The sequence below is a fragment of the Sphingomonas liriopis genome (assembly GCF_024211255.1).
Lineage (GTDB): Bacteria > Pseudomonadota > Alphaproteobacteria > Sphingomonadales > Sphingomonadaceae > Sphingomonas > Sphingomonas liriopis.
This window is the reverse complement of record NZ_JAMLDY010000008.1, coordinates 96,329-122,529: the sequence shown is the minus strand read 5'-3', so window position 1 is coordinate 122,529 and position 26,201 is coordinate 96,329. Positions and strand designations below refer to the sequence as shown.

Below are 26,201 nucleotides of genomic sequence, written 5' to 3'. Positions count from 1 at the left end.
CCGGCGCTATAGCGGCGGCCATGGCCACTCTCGCATTCCCGACTCCGGCGGCTCCTGCCGAACCGATGCAATTGCCCCGCAACGTCGAGGCGGAGGCGGCGATGCTCGGCGCGATGATGATCGACAACCGCCTCGCCGACGACCTCGTCGACCGGCTGGAGCCGGCGCATTTCTACGAACCCGTTCACGGCCGCATCTTCGCCGCGATCAAGACGCTGCGCGTCAACGACATGCTGGCGACGCCGGTGACGCTGCGCCCGATGTTCGAGGCGGACGAGGGGATGAAGGAGCTGGGCGGGCCGTCGTACCTCGCCAGCCTGACCGGATCGGGCGCCGGCCTGATCGGCGCGCGCCAGTTCGCGACGCAGATCTACGACCTCGCCATGCTGCGCGCGCTGGTCAGCGTCGGGCGGACGCTGGTCGAACGCGCGATGGACACATCGGAAGAGGTCAATCCGCGCGCACAGATCGAGGCGGCAGAGGAGGAGCTCTATAAGGTCGCCGGCGACGGCGGCGCGGAGAATGCGACCAAGACCTTCGCGCAGGCGACGACGATGGCGGTCAAGATGGCCGAACGCGCGCTCAATTCGGGCGGCAATCTGTCGGGGGTCACCACCGGGCTCGACAGCGTCAACGCCAAGATCGGCGGCATGCACCATTCCGATCTGATGATCCTCGCCGGCCGTCCCGGCATGGGCAAGACCTCGCTCGCCACCAATATCGCGTTCAACGCGGCGCGGCGCTGGATGCGCGATCAGGCGGACGGCATCGCGCCCGCCGATTCGGTCGGCGCCAAGGTCGTCTTCTTCAGCCTCGAAATGAGCGCCGACCAGCTCGCGACGCGTATCCTCGCCGAACAATCGGGAATCAGTTCCGAATCGCTGCGCATGGGCAAGATCAGCAAGGCCGAGTTCGGCCAGCTCGCCGCCGCCGCGGCGGAGCTCGAGAATCTGCCGCTGTTCATCGACGACACCGGCGGCCTGTCGATCAGCGCGCTGCATACCCGCGTTCGCCGGCTGCAGCGGCGGCACAACAACCAGATCGGGCTGGTCGTGGTCGATTACCTCCAGCTGCTGACCAGCGGCGGCAAGGGGTCGAAGGAAAACCGCGTCCAGGAAATCTCGGAGATTTCGCGCGGATTGAAGACGCTGGCCAAAGACATGAACGTGCCGGTGCTGGCGCTGTCTCAGCTCAGCCGTGCGGTCGAAAGCCGCGAGGACAAGCGCCCGATGCTCTCCGACCTGCGCGAATCGGGGTCGATCGAGCAGGACGCCGACATGGTCTGGTTCGTGTTCCGCGAGGATTATTACACCGGCCAGCGCGAACCCAAGCGCCCGATGGAAGGCGACGAGGCCAAGGTCTTCGAGGATCACGCCCGCTGGGCGAGCGACATGGAGCGCGTCTACGGCCTCGCCGAGCTGATCGTCGCGAAACAGCGCCACGGTTCGACCGGCAAGGTCGTGCTGAAGTTCGATCCGACGATCACCAAGTTCAGCGATTACGCGGGGTATTGAGGCGCGTTCAACCTCGCCCTACTCCCGCCGTCGCCCCGGACGTGTTCGAGGCCTCTGCGAACGTCCGCATCCCCTCCAGTGCTCCCGCGCAGGCGGGAGCCCAGAGCCAAGCAAAACAACGGTTTATGGGGCTCGGGACTCCTGGGCTCCCGCCTGCGCGGGAGCACTGGAGGTTTCGCAGAGACCTCGACCTGCTCCGGGGTCACCGCGCGGCAAGCGCGGCGGCTCGAAGCGCCCGGGCTGTCACTCGCCGCAGAGTGGACCCCGGAACAAGTCCGGGGTGACGGGGGCTTTGGGTAACCCGATCCAGCAAAAATTTCTGTGGCTTGGCGGTGGCAGCAGTCCTTCGTTCAGCCTAGAGCGAGGTGGCCGGTGCGACAGCGCCGCATAGCGTGAATGGGCGTCGATCCGCCCAGGGGAACAGCATGACACGAACGATCGCGACGGTTGCCATAGCGGCCCTGCTCCTGCCGGCGATGCCGGCTGCGGCGCAGCTGGCGCCGCCGGTGGTGGCGGTGCCGCAGCTCGCGCCGCCGGCGTTGCCGACGCTCGCCCTGCCGCAGCTGACCGACGCGCAGGCGGCGCAGCTTGCCGCGCTGCTGTCGAAGGACACGCTGGCGCAGGGGCTGACGCTCGCGACGCCGCCGCCGATGACCGCCGCGGCGCGCGACCAGCTGGTCCGCGATGCGCTCGACCATGCCCGCGCCGTCCATGCCGGACGGCTGGCGGAGGCGGATTTCCAGCGCGACTGGGGGCTGCGGCCGCCGACGTTCGATCCGCTCCCGGGCTTCGCCGACGCGGTGCGGCGCGACCGGATCGCCGCCTGGTTCGCCGCGCTGCCGCCGCCCTATGCCGGCTACGACGGGCTGAAGGCGGGGCTGGAACGCTATCGCGCGATCGCCGCGGCGGGCGGCTGGCCGGTGCTCGCCACCGGCCCCGATCTGACGCTGGGCGCGACCGGCGAGCGGGTGATCGCGCTGCGCCAGCGGCTGGCGGTCGAGGATCGCGACGTCGCGACGACCGGTGACCGCTTCGACCTGACGCTGCTCGAGGCGGTGCGGCGGGCGCAGCGGCGCTATGGCCTCAATCCGACGGGCAACCTCGCTGCGCAGACGCTGGCCGCGCTCAACGTGCCGGCGACCGCGCGGGTGCGCCAGATCATGGCCAATATGGAACGCTGGCGCTGGCTGCCGCAGCAGCTGCCCAAGGATCGTATCCAGGTGAACATCGCCGCCGCGGTGCTGACCGTGTTCGACGGCGACCAGCCGGTGATGTCGATGCGCGCGGTCACCGGCCGGCCGGGCGACGAGACGCCGATGCTGTCCTCGACGATCCATTCGGTGGTCATCAACCCGCCGTGGAACGTGCCGACCTCGATCGCGACCAACGAACTGTGGCCGAAGGAGAAGAAGAACCCGGGCTACCTGCGCCGCAACGGGTTCAAGGTGATCGGCGGCACCCGGCTGCAGCAGCAGGCGGGCGACCAGAGCGCGCTCGGCCGCTACAAATTCGACTTCGACAACGCCTTTTCGGTCTATCTCCACGACACGCCGTCGCGCGCGAAGTTCGCGAGCTTCAGCCGGCTCGCCAGCCACGGTTGCGTGCGGCTGGAGAAGCCCGCCGATCTGGCAGAGCTGTTGCTGAAGGGCGATCCGACCTGGACGCCGGAGGGGATCGCCGCGGCGGTCGACAAGGGCGATACGGTGCGCGCGCGGTTACCCAAGCCGGTGTCCGTCTATCTGCTCTACTGGACCGCGTTCGCCAGCGGCAACGGCCAGATGAACTTCCGCGACGATCCTTATGGCTGGGACGCCACGCTGGCGGCGAAGATCGAGGCGCGTTCGGCGCGACAGGCACTGGCGGCACGATGACGAGGGACACGATGACCAAGCGTACCAAGACGATCGCGGCGCTGCTGCTCGCCCCGGTCCTGCTCGCCGCCTGTTCGCGGTCCGAGCCCGAACAGCCGGTCGAGGACACGAACACACTCGAATCGGTCGAACCGATGGCCAATGCGGCGACCGAGGTCGAACCCGTCGAGGCGCCCGTCGCCGAGCCGTCGCCGCTGCCGGATGCCAACACCGCCGCGATCGACGTCCCGCCCGAAGCGCCGGTCAAGCCCGACGTGCAGGTGCTCGACGATGCCGACGCCACGGGCATGACCGCGCGCGTCACCCGCGACGAGGTGCCGCCGTCCGATCAGCCGGCGAACGACCCGGCCCCGCAATAAGGCGCGTTGGCGATGACGACGGTGACGCGCCGCGCCGCTTTGTGGGGCGGTGCCCTGGCCCTGCTGTGCGAGATGACCGGCGCGCCCGCGCAGGCGGTGGCGCGCCCGGTGTCGGCGATCCTGATGGACGCGCGCGACGGTAGCATCCTGTATGCCGAAAATGCCGGCATCGTCCGGCGGCCGGCGTCGCTCACGAAGATGATGACGCTGTTCCTGACCTTCGACGCGCTCGATGCGGGAAAGCTGCGCCCCGGTGATCCGATCCGCATCTCGCATTACGCCGCCAGCCAGAAGCCGTCGCGGATCGGCTTGCGTCCCGGTACGACGATGACGGTCGATCAGGCGATCCGCGCCGTCGCGGTCGTCTCCGCCAACGACGTCGCGGTGGCGCTGGCCGAGGCGGTGGGTGGCACCGAGAACCGCTTCGCGCGGATGATGACCGAAAAGGCGCGCGCGCTGGGCCTCGACGACACGTCCTTCACCAATGCCACCGGCCTGCCGGGCGCGAACCTAACCACCGCGCAGGACATGGCGCGGCTGTCGCTGGCGCTGCTGCGTGAACATCCCGGGCGCTATGCGGCGTTCGGGACGCGGTCGTTCAGCTGGGGCGGACGGCGGGTGCAGAACCACAACCATCTGCTCGGCGCCTATCCCGGCGCCGACGGGATCAAGACCGGCTATACCGCGGAAGCCGGCTTCGCGCTCGCCGCGTCGGCAAAGCGCGGGCATCGGCGGCTGATCGCGGTGGTGATCGGCGAACGCTCGATCCAGCTGCGCGATCGGCGGGTGGCGAAAATGCTGACCGAGGGCTTTGCGACGGGCGGGCGCGAGACGGCGATTCCGGATACGCTGGAGGAATGGCTGGGCGGCGGGCGCGAGGGGCCGCCGGCGGATTAGGGGGGGTAGTGCGGGTGTGCTGGTTTTACGGCTCCCCCCTTACACCCCTCCAACAGGCGTCACCCCAGCGAAAGCTGGGGTCTTCCGCGAGGGAAGGGCAACCGACCCACTGGGAGACCCCAGCTTTCGCTGGGGTGACGGCTGCTTGTTTGGGGGGCGATGGCGGCGTCCGTCCCAACCACCACCACCTCACCGCCGCGGTGCGCGGCCGCCGAAGGTCGGCAGGCTCTCGCTGCCGTCCGGGCCCAGCGACGATACCGCGAAGAAGGTGTCGTCGACCGGCACCTGCGCCAGCGTCGCGCTGGTCCCCTGCACGTCGCGCGCCTTCGCCCACGCGGCGGTATCGTTCGCCCGCCAGCGGATGCGATAGCCGGTGGCGCCCGGCGCCGGCGTCCAGCTGACCTGCGTGTCGCGCGACAGGTCGCCGACCAGGCCGACGCTCGCCGGGGCCGCCGGGGCTGCGGCCAGCCGCGCGATCGTTGCGGCGTTGATCGCGGTCACCTTGGCCAGATAGGCGAAGTCCATGCCCTCGATCGTGTCGCCGTAGACGACGCCCTTCTCGGTGCGCAGGTTCTGATGCTGGCGGTCCCAATTCTCTGCGCCCACCGAGAAGCGTACCGCCGGATAGCCGCGCTTCAGGAACGGTTCGTGATCGCCGCCGCGGCCGAAGCGGTCGGGACGGCGGTCGATCGCGACGTCGAGGCCGCCGGGGATCGCATCGGCGATACCATCGATCGTCTTGGCGAGTGCGCGGCTGGGGCCGTCGTCCTCGCCGCCTTCGCCGCGGCGGCGCTGTTGCTGGGGCAGGTCCTCCGATGCGCGGATGCCTTCGGAGAAGACCCGCACGCGGCCGGCGTCGCGCACGCCGCCCTGGCCCACCGAATTGCCGACGATGTCGTTGTTGAGCATCGCCGTCACCTGCCACCCGCGCGTCGCGGCGGTATCGGCGAGCAGTTCGGCGCCCCACAGCCCCTGTTCCTCGGCAGAGAAGGCGACATAGACGATCGTCGCGTCGAACCGCCGCTTCGACAGCAATCGCGCGGTTTCGAGCACCAGCGCGACTCCCGAGGCATCGTCGTTGGCGCCCGGCGCGTCGCTGGTCGCGTCCATCACGTCGCTGACGCGGCTGTCGATATGGCCGCCGATGATGATGACGCGGTTGGGATCGCGGCCGGGCTGGATGCCGAGCACGTCCTCGACCATGACGCCGTCCGGCGCGCGCGGGCCGGTGAAGCGGCGGCTGATCCGCTCGACCTTGATACAGCCGCCGCAGCTGCGGCCGATCGCCGCGAACTGGCCGGCCGCCCAGTCGCGCGCGGCGCCGATGCCGCGTTTCGGATCGGTCGTCGACGACAGGGTATGGCGCGTGCCAAAGCCGACGAGCGCGGTGACGCTCGCCCGCAGCTGGGCGGGATCGGGGGTGGGCACGGCAGGGGCGGTGGCCGCAGCGGCGCCGGCGAGGAGGAGGGTGGTCAGCATCGTAACCGTGTGGCGCGATGCGTCGTGCGGCTCAAGTGCTTGTCATCGCGAAAGATACGCCGGCGCGACCGGCGCGGGGTCAATGTTGCGAGCGGCTGGGTTCACCGATGCGCGCCGCGACCAGATCGATCACGCTGCTCAGATGCGCCGCCGCGATGCCCTCGCCCAGTTCGTCGAGTGCATCGAGCGCCTGGTTGAGGAGAGTGAGCGTCGTGAAATATTGCGACGAAACGCACCGGTTCATGGGCATGCCCGAAAAATGCGGTATATCGGTAACGATTGCAATCAAAAATCCGGTATGGATCAACTCAGCCGGTCGATCGCCTCGCGCGTCAGCGAACCCGGGATGATCATCATCGGCACGGGCAAGGCGCCCGCATCGGTGCCGGCGAAATGCGACACCAGCGTGCCCGGCGCGCCGCCGGGAGCCGCGCCCAGCACCAGCGCGGCGATGTCTGGATTGGCGGCGATGATCTCGCGGATGATCTTGGGCCCGTCGCCCTGTCGCACCGTGATCGCCGGTTTCAGCCCCGATTCGGCGATCAGCGTGCCCGCCGCCGCCGCGACCAGACCTTCGGCGTGCAGGAACGCCTCTTCCTCGATCGTCGCCTGGACGCCGCCGAACGCGATGAACTCCTGCGGCGGGATCAGCGTCAGGATCTCGACGCCGCCGCCGGTCTTGACCGCGCGCCGCGCGGCGAAGCGCAGCGCGATCTCCGCTTCGGGACTGTCGTCCACCACCACCAGATAGATACGCATGTCTTCGCCCCTTTTGCGCTACGTGCCGCGCGGTCGAACGTCGCGCAAGGCTTGACCCCCCGCGCTCGGGGGGCGAAGGAGCAGGCTGCTCCCCAGGCAAGAGGACCTGCATGTCGATCGAGATCAAGATGCCCGCGCTGTCGCCGACGATGGAAGAGGGTACGCTCGCCAAATGGCTCGTCAAGGAAGGCGATAGCGTCAAGTCCGGCGACATCATGGCCGAGATCGAGACCGACAAGGCGACGATGGAATTCGAGGCGGTCGACGAGGGCGTCATCGCCAAGATCGTGATTCCCGAGGGCACCGACGGCGTGAAGGTCGGCGCGGTGATCGCGATCCTGGCCGAGGAAGGCGAGGATGCCTCTGCCGTGTCGGCGCCGAGCAAGAGCGACACGCCCGAACCCGCCGCGAAGGAATCGGAGGCCAAGCCCGATGCCGCCGATCCCAACAAGACCGGCAGCGAGGGCAAGCCCGCCGAGCGTACGGCCGAGCAGGCCGAGGATCACGGCAAGCCGGCCGCCAAGGGCGAGGCGCCCAAAGCGGGCGATCGCGTCAAGGCGAGCCCGCTCGCGCGCCGCATCGCCGCCGACAAGGGCGTCGACCTGTCGGGCGTGACCGGATCGGGTCCCAACGGCCGCATCGTCAAGGCCGACGTCGAGGGCGCCAAGCCGGGCGCCGCTGCCCCGGCAGTCGCCAAGAGCGATTCTGCTCTCGCGGCTGCTGCCCCGGCGCCCGCGGCGAAGCCCGCCGCCGTGCCGGATATTCCGCACGAGGCGACCAAGCTCAGCAACATGCGCAAGACGATCGCGCGCCGCCTGACCGAATCGAAGCAGACGGTGCCGCACATCTACCTGACGGTGGATATCCAGCTCGATGCGCTGCTCAAGCTGCGCGGCGAACTCAACGCGTCGCTGGAGAGCCGCGGCGTCAAGCTGTCGGTCAACGACATGCTGGTGAAGGCGCTCGCCGCCGCGCTGATCGCGGTGCCCAAGTGCAACGTGATGTTCACCCCCGACCAGCTCATCAGCTTCACGCGCGCCGACATCTCGGTCGCGGTGTCGACGCCGTCGGGGCTCATCACGCCGATCGTCGTCGGTGCGGACGGCAAGAGCCTGTCGGCGATCTCGACCGAGGTGAAGGACCTCGCGGCGCGTGCCAAGGACAACAAGCTGAAGCCCGAGGAATTTCAGGGCGGCACGGCGTCGATCAGCAACATGGGCATGTTCGGGATCAAGCAGTTCGAGGCGGTCATCAACCCGCCGCAGGGCATGATCATGGCGATCGGTGCGGGCGAGAAGCGGCCCTATATCGTGGGCGGCGAGCTGGGCGTCGCGACGGTGATGACCGCGACCGGCAGCTTCGACCACCGCGCGATCGACGGTGCCGACGGCGCGCAGCTGATGAAGGCGTTCAAGGCGCTGGTCGAGAATCCGCTCGGCATGCTCGCCTGAGGCGCGACGTGGCGCGGACGCCAATCCCACGGACGGCGGTCGAGACGCTGCACATCGTCGCCGGCCTCGTCGTCGCGGCGGCGATGACGTGGGCGGCCGCCTGGGCCTATCCGCTCGGGCGCGACGTGATCTGGTGGTGCGGTGCGGGCGCGATGGTGGCGACGGTGCTGATGGGCGTCGGCCCGCTGCGCCGCGCCCGCGCGCATGATCGGCAGCGCGCATGACCGCGTTGCCCGACGAATCGCCGACGATCCGCGTCACGGCGATGCCCGCCGACGCCAATCCCTATGGCGACATCTTCGGCGGCTGGCTGATGGGGCAGATGGATCTCGCCGCCGGCTCGGTCGCCTCGCGCCATGCCGGCGGCCGGGCGGTGACGATCGCCTGCGACGCGATGAAGTTCCATGCTCCCGTGCTCGTCGGCGACGAGGTGTCGGTCTATGCGCGGCTGGTCGCGGTCGGCAATACGTCGATGACGATCGAGGTCGAGGCATGGCGTCGGGCGCGTCACCTCGATTCGGCGTGCAAGGTGACGCAGGCGCGCTTCGTCTTCGTCGCCACCGACGCGGATCGCGCGCCCCGCCGCGTCGCGCCGCTGCCCTGACATTCCTGTTGAACCTCCCCCGGTAAGGACCTCCAAACGTGGCTGACACCTTCGACCTTCTCATCCTCGGTTCGGGCCCGGGCGGCTATGTCGCGGCGATCCGGGCGAGCCAGCTCGGCCTCAAGGTCGGCATCGTCGAGCGTGAGCGGCTCGGCGGCATCTGCCTCAACTGGGGCTGCATTCCGACCAAGGCGCTGCTGCGCACGTCGGAAGTCTATCATTACATGACTCACGCCGATTCGTACGGGCTGAAGGCGGACAATGTCGGCTTCGACCTGGGCAAGATCGTCGATCGCAGCCGCAAGGTGGCGGGCCAGCTCAATGCCGGCGTCAAGGGGCTGATGAAGAAGAACAAGGTCCAGGTCTTCGAGGGCGTCGGCGCGCTCACCGGCAAGGGCAAGCTGCAGGTCACGCAGGGCGACAAGACGCTCGACCTCGAGGCCAAGCACATCATGATCGCGACCGGTGCGCGTGCGCGCGACCTGCCGTTCGCCAAGGCCGACGGCAAGCGCATCTGGACCTATCGCCACGCGATGGTGCCAGAGGTGATGCCGACCAAGCTGCTGGTCATCGGATCGGGCGCGATCGGCGTCGAGTTCGCCAGTTTCTACAACGACATGGGCGCCGACGTGACGATCGTCGAGATGCTCGACCGCATCCTGCCCGTCGAGGATGCCGAGGTCAGCGAGTTCATGACCAAGGCGCTGTCCAAGCAGGGGATCAAGATCCTCACCAAGTCGGGCCTCGAGAAGCTGGAGCCCGGCGCCAACGGCGTCACCGCGGCGATCAAGGGCGCCGACGGCAAGGTCACGAGCACCGAGTTCAGCCATGCGATCGTCGCGATCGGCATCGTGCCGAACACCGAGAATATCGGGCTGGAGGCGCTGGGCGTCGAGACCGAGCGCGGCCAGATCAAGGTCGACGGCTTCGGGCGGACGAACGTCGAGGGCATCTACGCGATCGGCGACGTCACCGGCGCGCCGTGGCTGGCGCACAAGGCGAGCCACGAAGGCATCGTCTGCATCGAGAAGCTGGCGGGCGGCGATCCGCATCCGTTCGAGACGTGGAACATCCCGGGCTGCACCTACAGCCGTCCGCAGGTCGCCAGCGTCGGCTTCACCGAGGCGAAGGCCAAGGAAGCCGGGCATGACGTGAAAGTCGGCAAGTTCCCCTTCATCGGCAACGGCAAGGCGATCGCGCTCGGTGAGGCGGAGGGTTTCGTCAAGACGGTGTTCGACGCCAAGACCGGCGAACTGCTCGGCGCGCACATGGTCGGCGCGGAAGTCACCGAGCTAATCCAGGGCTATGTCATCGCGCGTCAGCTGGAGACGACCGAGCACGAGCTGATGGAGACGGTGTTCGCGCATCCCACGCTCAGCGAGATGATGCACGAGAGCACGCTCAGCGCCTATGGCCGGGCGATCCATTTCTAGGCGTCTCGCGCTCGCCCTCACCCCTCCGCGGCTTTGCCGCTCCCTCCCTCTCCCGGCGGGAGAGGGAAGAGCCGCCGCAGGCGGCGAAGGGTGAGGGTGACGGGCCCTCTCGATCGTGTTGTAGCGACGCGCGTCGCCCTTGCGGCGTTCGTCCTGCTCGCCGCGTCGCTCGCGCTCTTCTGGCCGGGCTATGTCGCCTATGACAGCCTCGCCCAATACCACCAGGCACTGAGCGGGCGGTACGACGACTGGCATCCGCCGGTGATGGCTCACCTGTGGTCGCTGTTCGGCGCGGCGGGGCCGGCGCCGATGCTGCTTGTGCAGATGGGTCTCTACTGGTCCGGCTTCGGCGCGCTGGCAGTGGCGCTGACCTTGCGCAGGCGACGCCATGCCGCGTTCGGGATCCTGATCGTCGCGCTGTGGCCGCCGCTGCTCGGCTGGCAGGCGGTGGTGCTCAAGGACACGCAGATGCTGGCAGCGCTGCTCGCCGGGGCGGGGATCGTCGGCTGGTTCCTGCTGCGCGAGCGCGCGGTGCCGGCGGGCGCGTGGGCGGTGGCGGCGCTGCCGTTCGGCTATGCGCTGCTCGTCCGCGCCAATGCACCGTTCGCGGTGGTGCCGCTCGTCGTCATGCTGGCCTGTCGCACGCCCCGATGGTGGCCGCGGCTGCTCGCTACCGCGGCGGGTGTCGTGCTGGCGATCGGCCTTGCCGGGCCGGTCAACCATCGCCTGCTTGGCGCCGCGCCGAGCGGGGTCGAGCGGACGCAGGCGATCTACGACCTTGCCGGTATCGGCGTGCGCACCGGTGATCCCGCGACGGGAATCGCCGCGCCGGCGCTGGACCGGCTGCGCGCCGGGCGATGCGTCCGCCCGTTCTTCTGGGATCCGCTCGGCGGGCCGGGAGCGTGCGCGACCGGCGTGGCGGGGTTGCGGGCGATGTCGGTCGGGACGCTCTACGGCCTGTGGGCGGGTGCGGCGCTGCATCACCCGCTGGCCTATGCCGCGCATCGGCTGGCGCATCTCAACTCGACCGAACGGTGGCTGGTGCCGGCGCATTGGTACGGCGCCGCGCCGCCCGAGGCGAGCGAGGCCAATGCCTATCGGTTCGGCGAGCCGGGGCCGCGCGCGCGGCGCTGGCAACGGCTGGCGGCATGGCTGATCGAAACGCCGCTCGGCTGGCCGATCCTGTGGGTCGTGCTGGGCGTAGCAGGGTTCGTGGCGGCGCTGCCCGGCGAAAGCGGCGGCGCGCGCCTCGCGACCGCACTGTTCGCATCGGCGCTGGCGCAGGAGGCGAGCTTCGCCGTCGTAAGCATCGCGTCCGACCTGCGCTATCATTTGTGGTCGATGACCGCGGTGGCGATCGGCTGGGTGGTGCTCGGCCGGCGCCCGCGCGGGTGGGCGATCGGCATCGCGCTGCTGATGGTGCTGGCCGCCGGGACCGCAGCGCGGCTGATCCTGCCGGTCGCGCCACAGACCTATGCCGGGATGCTCGGCTGACGCGCAACCACGGTTCCGCGCAATCGTTGGCGGTGGGACAGGAGAGCGATGCGATGGCCGACGATCACGAGACGATCTATCAGGATTTCGCCGAGGTAGTGAACATGGCGCCCGCCGAACTCGAACGCTTCCTCGACACCGACGACAGCAAGCGCGTCGGGTGGAAGGGTGAGGACGGCCAGGGATCGGGCGAGAGCGTCGGCCACAAGTCGGGCAAGCGCATCGTTACGATCAAGCGGACGAAGAAGGCCGACCTGACCGACGACGATTATGCGCATATGAAGAAGGTGGTCGCCTATGTCCGCCGCCATCTGGCGCAGGGCGGCCCCGCCAGGGACAAGGCGCACAGCGACTGGCGCTATTCGCTGATGAACTGGGGCCACGACCCGGAGAAGTGAGGGGCGTCTTCCTGTCAATCTTCGTCACCGCGGACTTGTTCCGGGGTCCACGGTGCCGCAGGCGTATGTCTGCAATCTCCAGCCGTGCGCCTCGCCGCGGGGTGGACCCCGGAACACGTCCGGGGTGACGGAGGGATTGGGCGGGGGCCTGCCCCGATCTCCCTCACGCTGCGGCGGAGGTATCCCAGCCGCGTCTGGCCAGCGCGCGGGCTTCCTCGACCGGCAGCGGGCGGCCGAAGTAATAGCCCTGCACCTTGGTGCAGCCGAGGTCCTGCACCATCCGGTGTTCGGCCTCGGTTTCGACCCCTTCCGCGGTGGTCGCCATGCCGAGGCTCTGCGCGAGCGCGACGACGGCGCGGATGATCGCGATCGCTTCCTTGACGCCCTGCGACGCGCCCTGGACGAAGCTGCGGTCGATCTTGATCGACGAGAAGCGCGTGCGGCTGAGATAGCCGAGACTCGAATAGCCGGTGCCGAAATCGTCGAGGCTGAGCCGCACGCCGAGGTCGAGGATGCGTTCGAGCACCTTGGTCGCGCCGAGGCCTTCGTGCATGAACACGCTTTCCGTCACCTCCAGCTCCAGCCGTTCGGCGGACAGGCCGGAGCTGGCGAGCGCCGAGGTGACGACGGTCACGAAATTGGGGTTCTGCAGCTGGTCGGGCGAGACGTTGACCGCGATGCGCACCTCCGAGGGCCATTGCGCCGCCTCGGCACAGGCGGTGCGCAGCACCCATTCGCCGATCGGCTGGATCAGCCGCGCATCCTCGGCGAGCGGGATGAACTTGACCGGCGAGACGTTGCCGAACTGCGGATTGTGCCAGCGCAGCAGCGCCTCGAACCCCTTGAGGTTGCCGGTGCCGGCATCGACAACCGGCTGGTAGTGGAGGTGCATCTCGTTCTTCTCGAGCGCCTGGCGCAGCGCCATTTCGAGGACGCGGCGCTCCTCCGCCTGGACGTGCAGCTCGGGTTCGTAGGCGTGATAGACGCCGCGACCGGCATCCTTGGCACGGTAGAGCGCGAGATCGGCGGAGCGGATCAGCATTTCCGAGGTCCGGCCGTCGCGCGGCCCGATCGCCAGGCCGACCGAGGCGCCGATGTAGAGCGTATGCGCGTCGAGCTCGTACGGGCGCGAGAGCGTCTCGATGATCCGGCTCGCGAGGCTCTCGACCGCCTTGGTATCGGTCGCGTCGCGCATGACGACGGCGAATTCGTCGCCACCCAGGCGCCCGCACGTCTCGTTCTCGCCCATCAGCTGCGCCAGTCGTTCGGAGACGCGGCCGAGCAGGCGATCGCCGATCGGGTGGCCGAGCGTGTCGTTGACCGCCTTGAACCGGTCGAGGTCGATCATCATGAACGCGCAGCGGCCGCCCCAGCGATCGGCATCGGCCATCGCGCGGGCGAGCGTTTCGTTGACCATCAGCCGGTTGGGCAGGCCGGTGAGCGTATCGAAGCGCGCCATCCGATTGATCTTGTCCGCCGACGCGCGCTGTTCGGTGACGTCGGACCCGACGCCGCGGAAGCCGCAGAAGGTGCCCGCTTCGTCGAAGCGCGGGCTGGCGGCGAGTTCCCACCAGCGTTCCTCGCCGTTGACCTCGACCGGCAGGCGCAGGTCGCGGAAGCTCTCGCGGGTCTTCAACTTGTCGGCGAGCGTGCGCAGCCCGGCGGAGAAGGCGCCCGTCTCCCACGCCGATCCGGCGAGCACCTGCAGGAAGGACATGCCCTCGATGGTCAGCGGGTCGAGCCCGCAGGCATAGGCGAAGCGCGGCGAGGCCTTGACGACGCGGCGTGCCGCATCGGTTTCCCACAGCCAGTCGGCGTTGGTCTCCTCGAACTCGCGCAGCAGCAGGCTGACCGTCTCGTCACGCTCCCCGAGCGCCATCTGGCTGGCGCGGATGACGACCAGCGACCGGGCGCGGTTGAGGCAGACGATGATGAGCAGGACGGTGAACAGAATCGTGGCGCAGGCGCCGGTATAGCTGCCGCCGAGGACCAGCTCCGCCGACATCGCCAGCCCCAGGCCGCCGACGAAGGCGATCGTCGCCAGCGCCAGCGGCGCCATCGCGACCGCGCCCGCGGTCATCAGCAGCGACAGGATCATCCACAGCACATAGCCGCTGTCCGACCCGGGATCGGTGTTGAAGACGAACCCCGGCACCGACCATGCCGCGGCGAGCGCCGCGCCCTCCAGCACCGTCGCGCGCAGGTCCGTTTGCGTCGCATAGCCGCCGTCGCGGTGGCGGGTCGCGAGGCGACGGATCGCGACGGTGACCGCGACCACGCCGACCAGCGCGGCCCAGCCGGCGAGCAGCAGATGCGGGATCTCGGCGGCATACAGCGTCACCGTCATCGCGGCGCCAAGCAGATTCGCGGCGAGCAGGAACAGCGCCAGCTGGCGCCCGGCATCCAGTTGCGTCGAGCGGATCCGCGCCCATTGCGCGGTGTCGGCCCCGTCGGCGAGGCCGAGCAATTGCGTAAACCGGATCGCGCTGGGATCCGATGCGGGGGCTGTATCCTGGCTCACCCGGCGGAGCGTAGAGGCGCTAGGTTGACGGAAGGTTAGGGGGGCGGGGGAAATTGCGTGGGCTGGACGGCTCTTGCCCGAACTCGCTCTATGCGTCCGTCACGTTACCGCAGCGACCGGGTTATCCCGGGTTGGTCGAGACCTCGGAACTACCATTCCATCCCGGCGGAGGCCGGGGTCCAGTTGGGAACGCCGTCATGGATCATGGCAAACGGTCACCCAGCTGGACCCCGGCCTCCGCCGGGGTAAAGTGTCAGGGCGCGGCAAATCGAACTTCGCAGAGGCCTCGACCTGGTCCGGGGTGGCGATGCCGTATCGCGAGCCGGCCCGCGAATGGCGTTATGCGGCGATGGCGTAGGGCTTGATGTCGCCGTTGAGGTACAGGTTGCGGGCCTTGGCACGGCTGAGCTTGCCCGAGCTGGTGCGCGGGAGCGTGCGGGGCGGGATCAGTTCGATCACGCAGTTCATGCCGGTGACCGAGCGGACGCGCTCGCGGATCTCCTCGCGCAGCCGCTGGCGTTCGGCCTCGTCGCTGCTGCGGCACTGGACGAGGACGGCGGGCGTCTCCTCGCCGCCGGGCGTGGTGATCGCGAAGGCGGCGATATCGCCGGCCTTGAACCCGGGCAGCTGCTCGACCGCCCATTCGATGTCCTGCGGCCAGTGGTTCTTGCCGTTGACGATGATCATGTCCTTGGCGCGGCCGACGATATAGATGTAGCCGTCCGACATGTACGCCATGTCGCCGGTGTCGAGCCAGCCGTCAGCCATACACGCGTCGGTCGCGGCGTCGTCGCGGAAATAGCCGACCATGACGCTCGGCCCCTTGCACCACAATTTGCCGATCGCGCCATCGGGGAGCGGGGTGCCGTCCTCCTCGCGGATCTCGACGCGCATGTCGCGCACCGGCTTGCCGCAGTTGACGATCGCGCGGAAGCGCTGCGGACGGGGGCCATCGTTGGCGGCGAGCGAATCACCGCCGCCCGACAGCTGCGTCTCCTCGACCAGCTCAACGCGGATGCCTTCGCCCGGCGGCATCAGCGAGACCGCCAGCGTCGCCTCGGCGAGGCCATAGCTGGGCAGGAAGGCCGACGCCTTGAAACCGGCATCGGCGAAGGCGTCGACGAACGCCTGCATCACATCGGGGCGGATCATGTCGGCGCCGTTGCCCGCGACGCGCCAGCGCGACAGGTCGAAGCGGTCGGACGCCTTGGTCTGGCTCGACATGCGGCGCGCGCAGATGTCGTAGCCGAAGGTCGGCGAATAGGACAGGGCGGTGCCGTCGTGGCGCGAGATCATGTCGAGCCAGGCGAGCGGGCGGCGTGCGAAATCCTCGGTCTTGAGGTAATCGGTCGAGACCTGGTTGGCGATCGGCGACAGGAAGCAGCCGACGAGGCCCATGTCGTGATACCAGGGCAGCCAGCTGATGCAGCGGTCGGTGCCGTCGATCTCCATGCCGTGGCTATGCGCGGCGAGGTTGTTGAGCAGCGCGTGGTGGGTGATCGCGACGCCGTGCGGGAAGCGGGTCGAGCCGCTCGAATATTGCAGATAGGCGATCGCCTGTCCGTCCGCCTGCGGCAGTTCGGCTTCGGGCGCCGCGCGGCCGGCGAATTCGGACCAGTCGATGCCTTCGGTGCCGGCGAGGCGCGCCGCCTCCGCCGCCATCGCCGCCAGTTCGGGCGGGAAGATCAGCATCTTCGGGTCGCAGCTGGCGAGCTGGACGCGTAGTTGTTCGATATAGGAATCGCGCCCGCCGAAGCTGGTCGGCAGCGGCAGCGGCACCGGCCACGCGCCGGCATAGACGGTGCCGAAGAACAACGCGGCGAATTCCGGCCCGGTCTCGGCGACCAGCGCGATGCGATCCTCCGGGCCCACGCCCGCAGCGATCAGGCGGTGCGCCATCGCGACCGCATCGTCGCGGAGCTCGGCGAAAGGATAGGCGCGGGCGAGCGTGCCGCGCGCATCGTGGAAGTTGAGGCCACGCACACCGGTCGCGGCATAGTCCAGCGCCTCGCCCAGCGTGGCGAAGTCGGCATAGCGGCGCGGAAGCGCATCCAGCGTCGGGGTGGGCGTCGGCGAAGGCGCAGACTGATCGGTCATCGATAATCCTGTTCACTCACCGCCACGCGCGGTCATCGTCATCATAATGCTATAACGCACGATCGACGTTCTAAATCCGGTGCCAGTGTGGCAACAACATGGCCATGAGGCCGGAACGCCGCCCGCCGCCGCCGCTGGACGCCGCCGCACTCGAGCGGCTGGCGCTGCGCTATGTCGAGCGGTTCGCGACGACGCGCGGCAAGCTGGCCGATTATCTGACCCGCAAGATTCGCGAGCGCGGCTGGGAAGGGGCGCCCGCCGATCCGCATGGCCTCGCCGAGCGGATGGCGGAGTTGGGCTATGTCGATGATCGATCCTATGCCGAGGCGAAGGCGGCGGCGCTGACCCGGCGCGGGTTCGGCGCGCGGCGCGTGGCGATGGCGCTGCAGCAGGCGCGGGTCGCCTCCGCGGACAGCGCCGAGGTGACGCCCGCGATCCGCGAACGCGCGGGCGAGGCGGCGCTGATCTTCGCGCGCCGCAAGCGGATCGGCCCGTTCGGCCCACCGGTGCAGGACCGCGCGGTGCGCGACCGGCAGCTCGCCGCGATGCTGCGCGCCGGCCACGGCATGGACCTGTCGCGCCGCATCGTCATGGCGCGCGAGCCGGGCGAACTCGACGAAATCGAGTAAACGATCCTTTCGCAATTGCGGCAGCGACGAACCGTGCTAGCGTAGCGGCAACAGGGGTGCAGTGATGCGTAGCGAGCCGCAACGGGAGGGCGACGAGCGCGACGACGGGGTGGTGCCCGGCGAGCGTCGCGACACGGGCGCCGCGCAGGTGCAGGCACCAGCCGCCGGGCGCGACGATGACGCCAACGACGACGGATCGATCGTCGTCGGCGGGGTCGTCAAATGGTTCGACGTCACCCGCGGCTTCGGCTTCGCGGTGGCGGACGATGCCGCGCTGGGCGATATCCTGATCCATTTCTCGGTGCTCCAGCCGCATGGGCGCCGCAGCCTGCCCGAGGGCGCGCGGGTCGAGACCGTGTCGGTCCAGCGCGGCCGCGGCTATCAGGCGCGCGAGGTGACTGCCATCGACCTCAGCGACGCGGTCGCGGAAGCGCCGCGGCCACCGCGCAACCCCGACCGCGTCGATCCGGTCGCGCTGATCGATACCGCGGGCGCGTTCGAGGGCGCGAGCGTCAAATGGTTCAACCGGCTGAAGGGCTATGGCTTTCTGGTCCGCGACAGCGACGGCAGCGACGTGTTCGTCCATATGGAAACGTTGCGCCGCGCCGGCATTGCCGTCATCGAGCCCGAACAGCGGCTGCGCGCGCGGATCGTCGCGGGGCGCAAGGGGCCGCTGGCGGTGAGCGTCGAAGGGGATTGAACGGGTGAGCGCGTCGGTGACGAGGATGATGGCAGCGGCGCTGCTGGTCGCGACGGTCGGCGGCTGTTCGGGCGGCGGTGGCGCGGGCGATGGCGCTGCGGCGCAGGCCAGCGCGCTGCTGCCGCTGACGATCGCCAGCGCCAACGGGGCCCATGCCTTTCGCGTCGAGCGCGCGGTGACGCCGGCGCAGCAGGCGCAGGGGCTGATGTACCGCACCGACCTGAAGCCCGACGGCGGCATGCTCTTCTACCCCTATCCCGCGGAGGGCGGGGCGCCGCGCGAGGCGAGCTTCTGGATGAAGAACACGCCGACGCCGCTCGACATCCTGTTCATCCGCGCCGACGGCATGATCGCGACGATCGCCGAGAACACCGTGCCCTTCTCCGAAACCCCCGTGCTGTCGCGCGAACCGGTCGCCGCGGTGCTCGAACTGGTCGGCGGACGCGCGGCGGAACTGGGGATCGCGGAGGGTGACAAGGTGACCTGGGCGAAGTGAAGCGCGGCGGTTGCGGCTCGCGAAAGGTCACAAAAGTCACGCAGACGCGGGTATGTGCGCGAGCATGCCGGACTTGAGAAAGAGCGTTGCCCGACTCGGGGCTTGGGGAAAAGCCTTTCAGCTTTTTTCCAAATAGGACAGCGGAAATCGGTGCTGTGAGCGGCGAGGCGCTGGCGATGATCTGCAACGTTCTGCCGGTCGCCGCCGTCGGGTTCCGCCGACCCTGATCGGATCGACTCGTGAGACGTCAGGCGATCTGTTCACGAACGAACCTGACCCGATCGATGACCGGCACCAACGGCAGCTGGACGAGCACGTAGCCCAAAGCCGAATAGGCATCGACCATCGCATGGTACGTGGCTTCGGCTTCCGCCAGCGTCTGCTTGCGCTCGGCGTCCCGCCGGAAGATGGCGGGCCAAGGCGGTGCGATGAATACTGTGTGCGCGTAGCGCCGCAACTCGGCCGCCCGCAACGCTGGCGCCGGCACGGGCAGGCCGCATAACCGCAGATAGCCGATCACGTCGGGTATGCCGCGATCGAAGACGATGGGACCGGGTGCCCACGCCGCCTCGCGATAGGATCGCATTTCCCACGCCAGCATCAAGGCCGCGAACGCCTCCCGATCGCTCCATGGCAGGGCGGTGCCGCCGATATCCACCTGATCCTGAATAATCGCCCTGCCGGCCTCCGGCATGTGCCGGACTCCCTCCGCCGCAAGGGCGTCGATCAGGCTCGTCTTGCCCGATCCTGGGCCACCGGTGATGACGTGAAGATGATCGGCCATTCCAAGTGTCTCGTCTCGATCGGGATCGGAACGCGGGAAGCTGAACGGCTTCCGGGGCCTCGTCCCGCGTGCGGACGTGCGAAGGATCGGCACCGACGCACCCGACACGCATTGTCGGGAAATGGCGGTTTTAGAATCCCGTGGCCGTGGTCGCCTGCTGCACGACGAAATGCCCGCATACATTATTTCAAGAGGGGCCGCTATCGGACGTTTCTTGTAGATCCGCCACGACGATCCGCCATTGAAGGGCGCGGCGGAGACGGGTAAGCGCGGGGGCATCATGGGCATCAACCTCAATCCCTTCACCTGGTGGAACGGCGCGTCGTGGGGCACGATGCTCTATGGCCTGCGCGGCATGGCGCAGACGGGGACCGACGCGCTCGGCAACGTCTATTACGAGGGCGGCCAGGACGGCAGCGGCCGCAAGCGGCGCTGGGTGATTTACGACGGCGCCAACGACGCCAGCCGGGTGCCGCCCGAATGGTTCAGCTGGCTGCACCATCAGATCGACGACGTGCCCGATCGCGCGATGCCGCCGGCGCGCGCGTGGCAGAAGCCGGGCGTGCCCAACATGACCGGCACGCCGCTCGCCTATCGCCCCTCGGGCTCGCTGGAAAAGGGCGGCCAGCGCGCCGCCGCGACCGGCGATTACGAGGCATGGACCCCCGAAGGGTGACGAGACGCTGGCTCGCCGCCGGCGTCCTGCTGGTGGCGCTGGGGCTGGCCGGGGTGTTCGGCTATCGCGCCGGGCACCGCACGACGACGGCGACGCCGGTGGTCGCGGCGCAGGAGATCGCGCCGGTCGACGATGCCCGCAGCCAGACGATCGAGACGGTCGCCGCGTCCGACGTCGCGCTGCCGACCGGCGGCACGCCGATGGCGGAGCGGGTGGCGGTCGTCGGCCTGCTCAACAAGCGCAACGGCGTCAGCCGCGACGTGACGCTGAAGCCGGGGCAGGCGGTGCGGATCGGCGATGCGATCATCCGCCTGCGCGCGTGCGAACATACCGCGCCGTGGGAACAGGACCAGCTGACCGGCGCCTTCGTCCAGCTCGACGTACGGGGCAGCGACCGGCATTGGCGGCGGGCGTTCTCGGGCTGGCTGTTCAGGGAGCGGCCGGGCCTCAACGTCGTCCAGCACCCGGTCTACGACGTGTGGACCAAGATCTGCACGATGTCCTGGCCGGCGACCGGCCCCGACACGACCTCGCTCGGCGGGGCGGAGGGCGGCAGCCGGTCGAGCGCGAAGAAGTCGCCCGAGACCACCGATGACGCCGCGCCCGAGGCGGACGAGCCGGTCGCACCCTCGGGTCCTCCGGCGAGCGCACCCGCCAGCAACGCGCAATAATCGGCCCGGCCGATCTCCACCGCGCCCAGCGAGGCGAGGTGATCGGTCATGAACTGGCAGTCGAGCAGCGTGAAGCCGCCCGCCTTGAGCCGCGCGATCAGCCAGGCGAGCGCGACCTTCGATGCGTCGGTACGGCGGCTGACCATCGATTCGCCGAAGAAGGCGCGCCCCAGCGCGAGGCCGTAGAGCCCGCCGACGAGCTCGTCGCCGTCCCAGCATTCGATCGAATGCGCGAAGCCGAGGTGGTGAAGCGCGGTGAACGCGCGCTCGATCCCGCCGTTGATCCAAGTTTCCGGGCGATCCGCGGCGCTTTCCGCGCACAGCGCGATCATCCGTTCGAACGCGGTGTCGGCGGTGACGCGGAAACGGTCGCGTGCGATCGTCTTGCGCAGCGAGGTCGTCAGCCGGAATCCCTCGAGCGGCAGGATCGCGCGCGTCCGCGGCTCGACCCAATAGACGCTGTCCGCCTCGCGGTCGTCGGCCATCGGGAACACGCCGATCGCATAAGCGCCGAGCACGAGTTGCGGGTCGAGCATCTCCATCGCGCCCCCAAGGTGGCGGCTGGCGGGGGCGATGGCAAGCCGCCCGGGCCGTCGTCAGCGGCGCGGTGCCTTGATCGCGAGGACGCCCGCGACGACGAGGCTTGCGGCGGCGATCGCGTAGAAGACCAGGTTGACGGGATTGTCCTCGCTCCCGTCGATGCCGACCGCGGCATTGACCCAGACGAGCAGCACGGCGCCGAGCAGCGTTGCGCCGATCGCCAGCCGCCACGCCATCGCAGGCGTCCGGCGGGACACCAACTCGAATGCGGTCAGCGATCCGAACAGCAGGATCGCGGCGAAGGCGAAGTCCGACGCGGTCCACACCACCTCCGTCGTGAAACGCATCGCAACCGCCGGGGCGAGCAGCAGCGCGGCGGCGGCCAGCCACATGGCGATCTTCAGCCGCGACATGGGGCGGGTGGTGGTCGGGTGAATCATGGTGCCGCCTCATTGTGGGGAATGGCCGTTCCTACCGCGTCGGGGCACGACGGGATAACCTGCCTTCGGCCAGATCGGTGTGCAGGATCGGTGCAGGTCGCGTTCGGGACGACGAACCCATTGCCGGGTTTCGTACTAGAAACGGCGATCGGCGCGAGCGATCCACCTCCTCAACGCAGACCTGTCGTGTTTATAGTAGCATCGATCGGAGATGGTCATGACGTTCACGATTGCAGCCATGGGGTATGTGCGGGGCGGCCGGGCAGACCCCATCGATGACGATTGGGGCAGCAGCCGGATAACGATCGAACTGAAGGCGAGGGATTTCGGTGCCGATGCGCTGTCGGGTCTGGATGGCTTCAGTCACGCCGAGGTCATCTTCATGTTCGACCGCGTTCCCGAAGAGGCGATCGAACCCGGCGCCCGTCATCCAAGGGGCCGGACCGATTGGCCGCTTACCGGCATCTTCGCGCAACGGGGCAAGAACCGCCCCAATCGGCTCGGCGTGACCGGTCTGCAGGATATTGAATGTCGAAGGGCCGCGACTGCACGTCGAGGGGCTGGACGCGATCGATGGCACCTCCGTGATCGACATCGAGCCGGTGATGCGCGAATTCCTGCCTCGTGGCGAGGTTCGGCAGCCACAATGGATATCCGAACTGATGGCCGGTTACTGGCAATGAGGTTCCCGTTTCGCGATCGGTTCCGACGACGCCCGTCGAAAGCCTGATCGTGGGTAAAGGATGGAAGACAGGACATTATGGTGAAAGCAAAGATGCAAAAGAGCGCTCGCCTTTTCGTCGTTCTCGCCGGCTGCTCCTTGACCGGTACGGCTTGGGGGCAGGCGACGACGCGCCAGTGCTCGGGGAACGAAGACGTCGGTCCGGCATGCCTACTGGCCCGGCAACAGTTACCGTCCTTACCGGCGGGCCGGATATTCTGGCATCTGGATAAATTCGCCACCAGGGAAGCGGCCGAGAAGGCGGCGGTTGCTACCAGCACGGTGGCCGATGCATTCGGATCGACCTGGCTGTTCACGGTGGAGCGGAAAGGGTGGCGGCCCAAGGGAGGGGAGCATGTGTCCGACATCGGCCCTCTGCCCGTGCAGCCAGCGGCGAATTATGCGGCAGAATATCTGCGGTCGGTCTTCACCCCGGGAATGACCGCGCCGCTGCACGTTCATTCGGGGCCCGAAGCGTTCTACGCCGTAACGGGTGACACCTGCCTGGAAACGCCCGACGGCATCAAGGTCGGACGAGGCGCCGGCAACAGCCTGTTTATCAAGGGCGGGCCTCCCATGCTGTTGATGGCGATCGGAAAATCGCCGCGGCAGGGCTTCGCCCTGATCCTGCATGACGCCAGCCGTCCCCCGACGACCCTGATCCACGATTGGCAACCGAAGGGGCTGTGCAAGCGGCAGCTATCGGGTCATCGCGACCGATAGTCTTCCGCGAATCTGCCACCGCAATCGGACATTCCGAAATCCGGTCCCCTGGCAGGGCGCAGAAGGCATGCTGCGCGACGACGCTCGACGAACCGGGTCCACTCACCTGCATGGTGGGGTCGTCGAACAGCGGCAAGTTCACATTGGCGGCGGCGAAAGGGCTGGTGGTCGTTCACCGCGATCACCCGCACCATCTGCCGCACACCGACCCGGTTCCACGACCGCCAGAGCCGTTCGCCGCGACAGCGTCGGGGGTATGAGGAACGACGTCATGCCGTCGATCGCCGTTGAGGGCTACCTGCTGAAACGTCATGACACCTCCGCACGCCTCACGTCTGGGCCCACGGGAAGGCCGTCGCGGCCGAGAGCCGTTCGCTTCTCGCTTCCCGATCCGCCTACGCCGCCACGCATCGTTCGATCGCTGTCCATAGCGTTGCGAAGGCGGCGACCGCGGGGGAGCGGGGGGCGTAGGTCGCGAGCGGGGCGCGGTGGTCGGCCATGGCTTCGATCGCGCTGGCCATCGGGATCACCGGCCAGTCGGGGTGGGCGGCGAGCGCGTCGGCGTGGAGGCGGCGGCGGCGGTCGGCCATCATATGGACGGGCAGGACGGGCACCTTGCCGCCGAGGTGGCGGACGACCGCGTCGGCAGCGCGCTGCGCGAGGGGCGAGGGGATCGCCGGCAGCACGATGAGGTCTGCGGCGCGGATCACCTGTTCGCTGGTTTCGGTCAGGCCCGGCGGGCAGTCGAGCAGGACGTGGTCGTACTGGCCGAGCCGCTCGATCAGCCGGTCGAGCCGGCGGCGCTTGCCGATGTCGTGGAGCAGCCGGTCGAGGTCGCGCAGCGAGGCGTCGGCGGGGATCAGGTCGAGGTTGGCGGACGCGGTCGGGCGGACATGGTCGGTGACCTTGGCATCCTTGGTGAACATCGCGCGCGCCTGATCGCCCGTGGGCTCGCGACCGAGCACCCAGCTGCTCGCGCCCTGCGGATCGAGGTCCCACAGAGCGGTGCGGCGCCGCGACAGCGTGGCCGAACACCAGGCTAGGTTGACCGCCAGTGTCGTCTTGCCGACGCCGCCCTTCGAACTGTAGATCGCGATCGTCGCCATGCCGCGGATGGTACTGGCACCGTCCTGTCGCGGCAATGCGGCAGGGGCCCAAGAGAAAGGGCCGGCGGATCGCTCCACCGGCCCCCTGGCAGGACAGGACGGTCGCTTAGGACTTGCAGGTCTGCGACGGCTTGCCCGGCTGCGTCACGGTGATGTTCGACGGCGTGCCGGTCAGCTTCCAGCCGCCCTCGGCGGTCAGCGGCTCGCCTGCCGTGGCGGCGGTGAGGCGCACCGGGGTCGCGGTCGGCGTGGTCTTGACCGTGGCAAGCTTGTCGCCGTTGAACAGCGTCACGTAGAGCAGGCTGTTGTCCTTGCAGCGGAAGGTCTTTTCCGCCTTGATAGACGGCGGCAGCTCGACGGGTGCACGGTTGGCGAGCGCGTTCGCCATCGGGTCCGGATTGGAATCGAGGACGTCGGGCTGCGCCGGCTGGGAGTTGCAGGCCGCCAGCGCGAGCAGCGCGGCGGTGGCGGAGAGGAGGAGGGGGCTCTTCATAGCGAAACGAGGCTTTGCGCATGCGATACGGTAGCGTCAAGGCGGATGACCCATCGATTTGCCGCATTGCGGCGGATTGTCGGGCCGGACGGGCGCGCCGGAGAGGCGTGGCTTTGCATCGGCCAAGCGCAGCTTCGCTTGTGGCGCGGGGCGACAGGCGCCATCTAGCGACGATGCATACGACGCCCGATACCCTGGCCCTGATCGGCAACACGCCCCTCGTCCGCCTGAAGGGGCCGAGCGAGGCGAGCGGCAGCGACATCTTCGGCAAGTGCGAATTCGCCAACCCCGGCGCGAGCGTGAAGGATCGCGCGGCGCTGGCCATCGTCGAGGATGCGGAGGCGCGCGGCGTGCTGCATCCCGGCGGGACGATCGTCGAAGGGACCGCGGGCAATACCGGCATCGGGCTGGCGCTGGTCGCCAACGCCAAGGGCTATCGCACGATCATCGTGATGCCCGAGACGCAGAGCCGCGAGAAGATGGACACGCTTCGCGCGCTGGGCGCCGAGCTGGTGTTGGTACCGGCGGCGCCCTATGCCAGCCCCTGCCATTTCGTCCACACCAGCCGCCGCATCGCCGAGGAGCGCGACAATGCGATCTGGGCGAACCAGTTCGACAACGTCGCCAACCGCCGCGCGCATATCGTCGGCACCGCCGAGGAGATCTGGCAGCAGATGGACGGGCGGATCGACGGCTTCACCTGCGCGGCCGGGACCGGCGGTACGATCGCCGGCGTCGGGCTGGGGCTGAAGGCCAAGGACGAGGGCGTGTGCATCGCGCTCAGCGATCCGCATGGCGCGGCGCTGTACGAATATTATGCGCATGGCGAGCTGCGGTCGGAGGGATCGTCGGTCGCCGAGGGGATCGGGCAGGGGCGGATCACCGCCAATCTGGAAGGCGCGCCGATCGATACGCAGTTCCGGATCTCCGATGCCGAGGGCTATTACTGGGTGCGCCGGCTGCTTGACGAGGAGGGGCTGTGCCTGGGGCTGTCGTCGGGGATCAACGTCGCGGGCGCGGTGCGGCTGGCTGGGCATCTGGGGCGGGGCAAGCGGGTCGCGACGATCCTGTGCGATACGGGGTTCCGTTATCTGTCGTCGCTGTACGATCCGGCGTGGCGTGCGGAGAAGGGGCTGGAATAGGGGCGGACGCTGCTCCCCTCCACCGTCACCCCGGACGTGTTCCGGGGTCCACTTCGCGTTTGGGCGCGCGGTAGGAGGCTCCAGTCCCGCGCTTGCGGATCGGTGGACCCCGGAACAAGTCCGGGGTGACGACGGGTTCGTGGACGCGTTCCGGACACCCCTCCACCCCTTACGAATCGCAAATTCGACAAAGCGGTGACGAA

Annotated in this window: 27 protein-coding genes and 1 pseudogene; 18 read left to right on the top strand and 10 right to left on the bottom strand. The window is 68.8% G+C overall.

The genetic code is table 11. From position 1 onward, the window contains the following. The first annotated feature begins 20 nt into the window (after positions 1–20). The 4 genes from M9979_RS08405 to M9979_RS08390 all read left to right on the top strand — a co-directional run bounded on the left by M9979_RS08405 (position 21) and on the right by M9979_RS08390 (position 4,641). A complete protein-coding gene (locus tag M9979_RS08405) occupies positions 21–1,514 on the top strand; it encodes a replicative DNA helicase (RefSeq protein ID WP_254288903.1) in 1,494 nt (497 codons plus the stop codon). A 425-nt stretch (positions 1,515–1,939) separates the two neighbouring features. Next, positions 1,940–3,385 (top strand): L,D-transpeptidase family protein, encoded by a 1,446-nt coding sequence (locus tag M9979_RS08400; RefSeq protein WP_254288902.1) that lies wholly within the window; start codon positions 1,940–1,942, stop codon positions 3,383–3,385. 11 nt (positions 3,386–3,396) lie between these two features. Further along, on the top strand, positions 3,397–3,744 hold the full coding sequence (locus M9979_RS08395; protein WP_254288901.1) for a hypothetical protein: 348 nt from the start codon (positions 3,397–3,399) through the stop codon (positions 3,742–3,744). Positions 3,745–3,756: 12 nt separating this feature from the next. After that, the gene (locus M9979_RS08390; RefSeq protein WP_254288900.1) at positions 3,757–4,641 is read left to right on the top strand and encodes a D-alanyl-D-alanine carboxypeptidase family protein; all 885 of its coding nucleotides are present in this window, start codon (positions 3,757–3,759) and stop codon (positions 4,639–4,641) included. Positions 4,642–4,830: 189 nt separating this feature from the next. On the opposite strand, the gene M9979_RS08385 is transcribed toward M9979_RS08390, so the two are convergent. The 3 genes from M9979_RS08385 to M9979_RS08375 all read right to left on the bottom strand — a co-directional run bounded on the left by M9979_RS08385 (position 4,831) and on the right by M9979_RS08375 (position 6,879). Then, complete coding sequence (locus M9979_RS08385) at positions 4,831–6,120, bottom strand: M20/M25/M40 family metallo-hydrolase (RefSeq protein ID WP_254288899.1); 1,290 nt, start codon at positions 6,118–6,120, stop codon at positions 4,831–4,833. 79 nt (positions 6,121–6,199) lie between these two features. After that, positions 6,200–6,364, bottom strand: coding sequence for a hypothetical protein (locus M9979_RS08380; RefSeq protein WP_254288898.1), 165 nt, complete (start codon positions 6,362–6,364; stop codon positions 6,200–6,202). Positions 6,365–6,423: 59 nt separating this feature from the next. Further along, on the bottom strand, positions 6,424–6,879 hold the full coding sequence (locus M9979_RS08375) for a universal stress protein (protein WP_254288897.1): 456 nt from the start codon (positions 6,877–6,879) through the stop codon (positions 6,424–6,426). Positions 6,880–6,989: 110 nt separating this feature from the next. Between M9979_RS08375 and M9979_RS08370 the strand changes: the two genes are divergently transcribed. From M9979_RS08370 to M9979_RS08345, 6 genes are all read left to right on the top strand, one after another. Beyond that, entirely contained in the window at positions 6,990–8,330 is a 1,341-nt protein-coding gene (locus M9979_RS08370) for a pyruvate dehydrogenase complex dihydrolipoamide acetyltransferase (protein WP_277998469.1), read from the top strand. Between the two features lie 8 nt (positions 8,331–8,338). Continuing rightward, positions 8,339–8,554 carry a hypothetical protein gene (locus M9979_RS08365; protein WP_254288896.1) on the top strand — a complete coding sequence of 72 codons (216 nt, stop codon included), beginning with the start codon at positions 8,339–8,341 and terminating at the stop codon, positions 8,552–8,554. Then, positions 8,551–8,934: an acyl-CoA thioesterase gene (locus tag M9979_RS08360; protein ID WP_254288895.1), complete on the top strand. Its 384-nt coding sequence runs from the start codon at positions 8,551–8,553 to the stop codon at positions 8,932–8,934. Before M9979_RS08365 ends, M9979_RS08360 begins: the two co-directional genes overlap by 4 nt. 38 nt (positions 8,935–8,972) lie before the next feature. Further along, positions 8,973–10,367 (top strand): dihydrolipoyl dehydrogenase, encoded by a 1,395-nt coding sequence (gene lpdA / locus M9979_RS08355; protein WP_254288894.1) that lies wholly within the window; start codon positions 8,973–8,975, stop codon positions 10,365–10,367. Positions 10,368–10,463: 96 nt separating this feature from the next. After that, on the top strand, positions 10,464–11,861 hold the full coding sequence (locus M9979_RS08350; RefSeq protein ID WP_254288893.1) for a hypothetical protein: 1,398 nt from the start codon (positions 10,464–10,466) through the stop codon (positions 11,859–11,861). A gap of 53 nt (positions 11,862–11,914) precedes the next feature. Continuing rightward, complete coding sequence (locus M9979_RS08345) at positions 11,915–12,259, top strand: DUF3140 domain-containing protein (protein WP_254288892.1); 345 nt, start codon at positions 11,915–11,917, stop codon at positions 12,257–12,259. A 163-nt stretch (positions 12,260–12,422) separates the two neighbouring features. Here the strand turns inward: M9979_RS08345 and M9979_RS08340 are convergent, their stop codons facing one another. Both M9979_RS08340 and M9979_RS08335 read right to left on the bottom strand, forming a co-directional pair. Beyond that, positions 12,423–14,780: a putative bifunctional diguanylate cyclase/phosphodiesterase gene (locus M9979_RS08340; protein ID WP_254288891.1), complete on the bottom strand. Its 2,358-nt coding sequence runs from the start codon at positions 14,778–14,780 to the stop codon at positions 12,423–12,425. Positions 14,781–15,119: 339 nt separating this feature from the next. Beyond that, positions 15,120–16,877: a fatty acyl-AMP ligase gene (locus tag M9979_RS08335; protein WP_254288890.1), complete on the bottom strand. Its 1,758-nt coding sequence runs from the start codon at positions 16,875–16,877 to the stop codon at positions 15,120–15,122. A 98-nt stretch (positions 16,878–16,975) separates the two neighbouring features. Between M9979_RS08335 and M9979_RS08330 the strand changes: the two genes are divergently transcribed. The 3 genes from M9979_RS08330 (at position 16,976) to M9979_RS08320 (ending at position 18,702) form a co-directional block, all read left to right on the top strand. Continuing rightward, the gene (locus M9979_RS08330) at positions 16,976–17,506 is read left to right on the top strand and encodes a regulatory protein RecX (protein WP_254288889.1); all 531 of its coding nucleotides are present in this window, start codon (positions 16,976–16,978) and stop codon (positions 17,504–17,506) included. 64 nt (positions 17,507–17,570) lie between these two features. Further along, positions 17,571–18,206 (top strand): cold-shock protein, encoded by a 636-nt coding sequence (locus M9979_RS08325; RefSeq protein ID WP_254288888.1) that lies wholly within the window; start codon positions 17,571–17,573, stop codon positions 18,204–18,206. A 25-nt stretch (positions 18,207–18,231) separates the two neighbouring features. Beyond that, positions 18,232–18,702, top strand: a complete 471-nt coding sequence (locus tag M9979_RS08320; RefSeq protein ID WP_254288949.1) for a DUF192 domain-containing protein — start codon at positions 18,232–18,234, stop codon at positions 18,700–18,702. Positions 18,703–18,949: 247 nt separating this feature from the next. Here M9979_RS08320 and M9979_RS08315 read toward each other — a convergent pair whose 3' ends face one another. Next, positions 18,950–19,486, bottom strand: coding sequence for an AAA family ATPase (locus tag M9979_RS08315; RefSeq protein WP_254288887.1), 537 nt, complete (start codon positions 19,484–19,486; stop codon positions 18,950–18,952). 280 nt (positions 19,487–19,766) lie between these two features. Here M9979_RS08315 and M9979_RS08310 point away from each other — a divergent pair, with 280 nt between their 5' ends. Continuing rightward, entirely contained in the window at positions 19,767–20,162 is a 396-nt protein-coding gene (locus tag M9979_RS08310; RefSeq protein WP_254288886.1) for an NADH:ubiquinone oxidoreductase subunit NDUFA12, read from the top strand. Further along, positions 20,159–20,701, top strand: a pseudogene (locus M9979_RS17345) (DUF2155 domain-containing protein); the annotation flags it as partial. The gene M9979_RS08310 and the pseudogene M9979_RS17345, both read left to right, overlap by 4 nt. Here M9979_RS17345 and aat read toward each other — a convergent pair. Beyond that, complete coding sequence (aat, locus tag M9979_RS08300) at positions 20,632–21,375, bottom strand: leucyl/phenylalanyl-tRNA--protein transferase (RefSeq protein WP_340689058.1); 744 nt, start codon at positions 21,373–21,375, stop codon at positions 20,632–20,634. The pseudogene M9979_RS17345 and the gene aat sit on opposite strands and share 70 nt — an antisense overlap. Before the next feature lie 54 nt (positions 21,376–21,429). Continuing rightward, positions 21,430–21,813, bottom strand: coding sequence for a hypothetical protein (locus M9979_RS08295; protein WP_254288885.1), 384 nt, complete (start codon positions 21,811–21,813; stop codon positions 21,430–21,432). A gap of 217 nt (positions 21,814–22,030) precedes the next feature. Between M9979_RS08295 and M9979_RS17410 the strand changes: the two genes are divergently transcribed. Together M9979_RS17410 and M9979_RS08285 are read left to right on the top strand one after the other, a co-directional pair. Next, complete coding sequence (locus M9979_RS17410; RefSeq protein WP_254288884.1) at positions 22,031–22,543, top strand: TrmO family methyltransferase domain-containing protein; 513 nt, start codon at positions 22,031–22,033, stop codon at positions 22,541–22,543. Positions 22,544–22,573: 30 nt separating this feature from the next. Then, a complete protein-coding gene (locus M9979_RS08285; RefSeq protein ID WP_254288883.1) occupies positions 22,574–23,257 on the top strand; it encodes a hypothetical protein in 684 nt (227 codons plus the stop codon). A 395-nt stretch (positions 23,258–23,652) separates the two neighbouring features. Here M9979_RS08285 and M9979_RS08280 read toward each other — a convergent pair whose 3' ends face one another. Then, positions 23,653–24,363, bottom strand: coding sequence for a ParA family protein (locus tag M9979_RS08280; RefSeq protein WP_254288882.1), 711 nt, complete (start codon positions 24,361–24,363; stop codon positions 23,653–23,655). 106 nt (positions 24,364–24,469) lie between these two features. Beyond that, positions 24,470–24,856, bottom strand: coding sequence for a hypothetical protein (locus tag M9979_RS08275; RefSeq protein WP_254288881.1), 387 nt, complete (start codon positions 24,854–24,856; stop codon positions 24,470–24,472). Positions 24,857–25,029: 173 nt separating this feature from the next. On the opposite strand from M9979_RS08275, the gene M9979_RS08270 reads away from it, so the two are divergent. After that, complete coding sequence (locus M9979_RS08270) at positions 25,030–25,998, top strand: cysteine synthase A (RefSeq protein WP_254288880.1); 969 nt, start codon at positions 25,030–25,032, stop codon at positions 25,996–25,998. Positions 25,999–26,201: the final 203 nt, after the last annotated feature.

Bases quoted from the DNA above. Each gene is read 5' to 3' on its own strand.
- M9979_RS08325 (WP_254288888.1), top strand. From the start codon at position 17,571: ATGCGTAGCGAGCCGCAACGGGAGGGCGACGAGCGCGACGACGGGGTG.
- M9979_RS08385 (WP_254288899.1), bottom strand. From the start codon at position 6,120: ATGCTGACCACCCTCCTCCTCGCCGGCGCCGCTGCGGCCACCGCCCCT.
- M9979_RS08320 (WP_254288949.1), top strand. From the start codon at position 18,232: ATGATGGCAGCGGCGCTGCTGGTCGCGACGGTCGGCGGCTGTTCGGGC.
- M9979_RS08310 (WP_254288886.1), top strand. From the start codon at position 19,767: ATGGGCATCAACCTCAATCCCTTCACCTGGTGGAACGGCGCGTCGTGG.
- M9979_RS08360 (WP_254288895.1), top strand. From the start codon at position 8,551: ATGACCGCGTTGCCCGACGAATCGCCGACGATCCGCGTCACGGCGATG.
- M9979_RS08400 (WP_254288902.1), top strand. From the start codon at position 1,940: ATGACACGAACGATCGCGACGGTTGCCATAGCGGCCCTGCTCCTGCCG.
- M9979_RS08275 (WP_254288881.1), bottom strand. From the start codon at position 24,856: ATGAAGAGCCCCCTCCTCCTCTCCGCCACCGCCGCGCTGCTCGCGCTG.
- M9979_RS08335 (WP_254288890.1), bottom strand. From the start codon at position 16,877: ATGACCGATCAGTCTGCGCCTTCGCCGACGCCCACCCCGACGCTGGAT.
- M9979_RS08390 (WP_254288900.1), top strand. From the start codon at position 3,757: ATGACGACGGTGACGCGCCGCGCCGCTTTGTGGGGCGGTGCCCTGGCC.
- M9979_RS08370 (WP_277998469.1), top strand. From the start codon at position 6,990: ATGTCGATCGAGATCAAGATGCCCGCGCTGTCGCCGACGATGGAAGAG.
- M9979_RS08330 (WP_254288889.1), top strand. From the start codon at position 16,976: ATGGCCATGAGGCCGGAACGCCGCCCGCCGCCGCCGCTGGACGCCGCC.
- M9979_RS08375 (WP_254288897.1), bottom strand. From the start codon at position 6,879: ATGCGTATCTATCTGGTGGTGGTGGACGACAGTCCCGAAGCGGAGATC.
- aat (WP_340689058.1), bottom strand. From the start codon at position 21,375: ATGGAGATGCTCGACCCGCAACTCGTGCTCGGCGCTTATGCGATCGGC.
- M9979_RS08405 (WP_254288903.1), top strand. From the start codon at position 21: ATGGCCACTCTCGCATTCCCGACTCCGGCGGCTCCTGCCGAACCGATG.
- M9979_RS08380 (WP_254288898.1), bottom strand. From the start codon at position 6,364: ATGAACCGGTGCGTTTCGTCGCAATATTTCACGACGCTCACTCTCCTC.
- M9979_RS08295 (WP_254288885.1), bottom strand. From the start codon at position 21,813: ATGATTCACCCGACCACCACCCGCCCCATGTCGCGGCTGAAGATCGCC.
- M9979_RS08270 (WP_254288880.1), top strand. From the start codon at position 25,030: ATGCATACGACGCCCGATACCCTGGCCCTGATCGGCAACACGCCCCTC.
- M9979_RS17410 (WP_254288884.1), top strand. From the start codon at position 22,031: ATGACGTTCACGATTGCAGCCATGGGGTATGTGCGGGGCGGCCGGGCA.
- M9979_RS08285 (WP_254288883.1), top strand. From the start codon at position 22,574: ATGGTGAAAGCAAAGATGCAAAAGAGCGCTCGCCTTTTCGTCGTTCTC.
- M9979_RS08280 (WP_254288882.1), bottom strand. From the start codon at position 24,363: ATGGCGACGATCGCGATCTACAGTTCGAAGGGCGGCGTCGGCAAGACG.
- M9979_RS08395 (WP_254288901.1), top strand. From the start codon at position 3,397: ATGACCAAGCGTACCAAGACGATCGCGGCGCTGCTGCTCGCCCCGGTC.
- M9979_RS08315 (WP_254288887.1), bottom strand. From the start codon at position 19,486: ATGGCCGATCATCTTCACGTCATCACCGGTGGCCCAGGATCGGGCAAG.
- M9979_RS08345 (WP_254288892.1), top strand. From the start codon at position 11,915: ATGGCCGACGATCACGAGACGATCTATCAGGATTTCGCCGAGGTAGTG.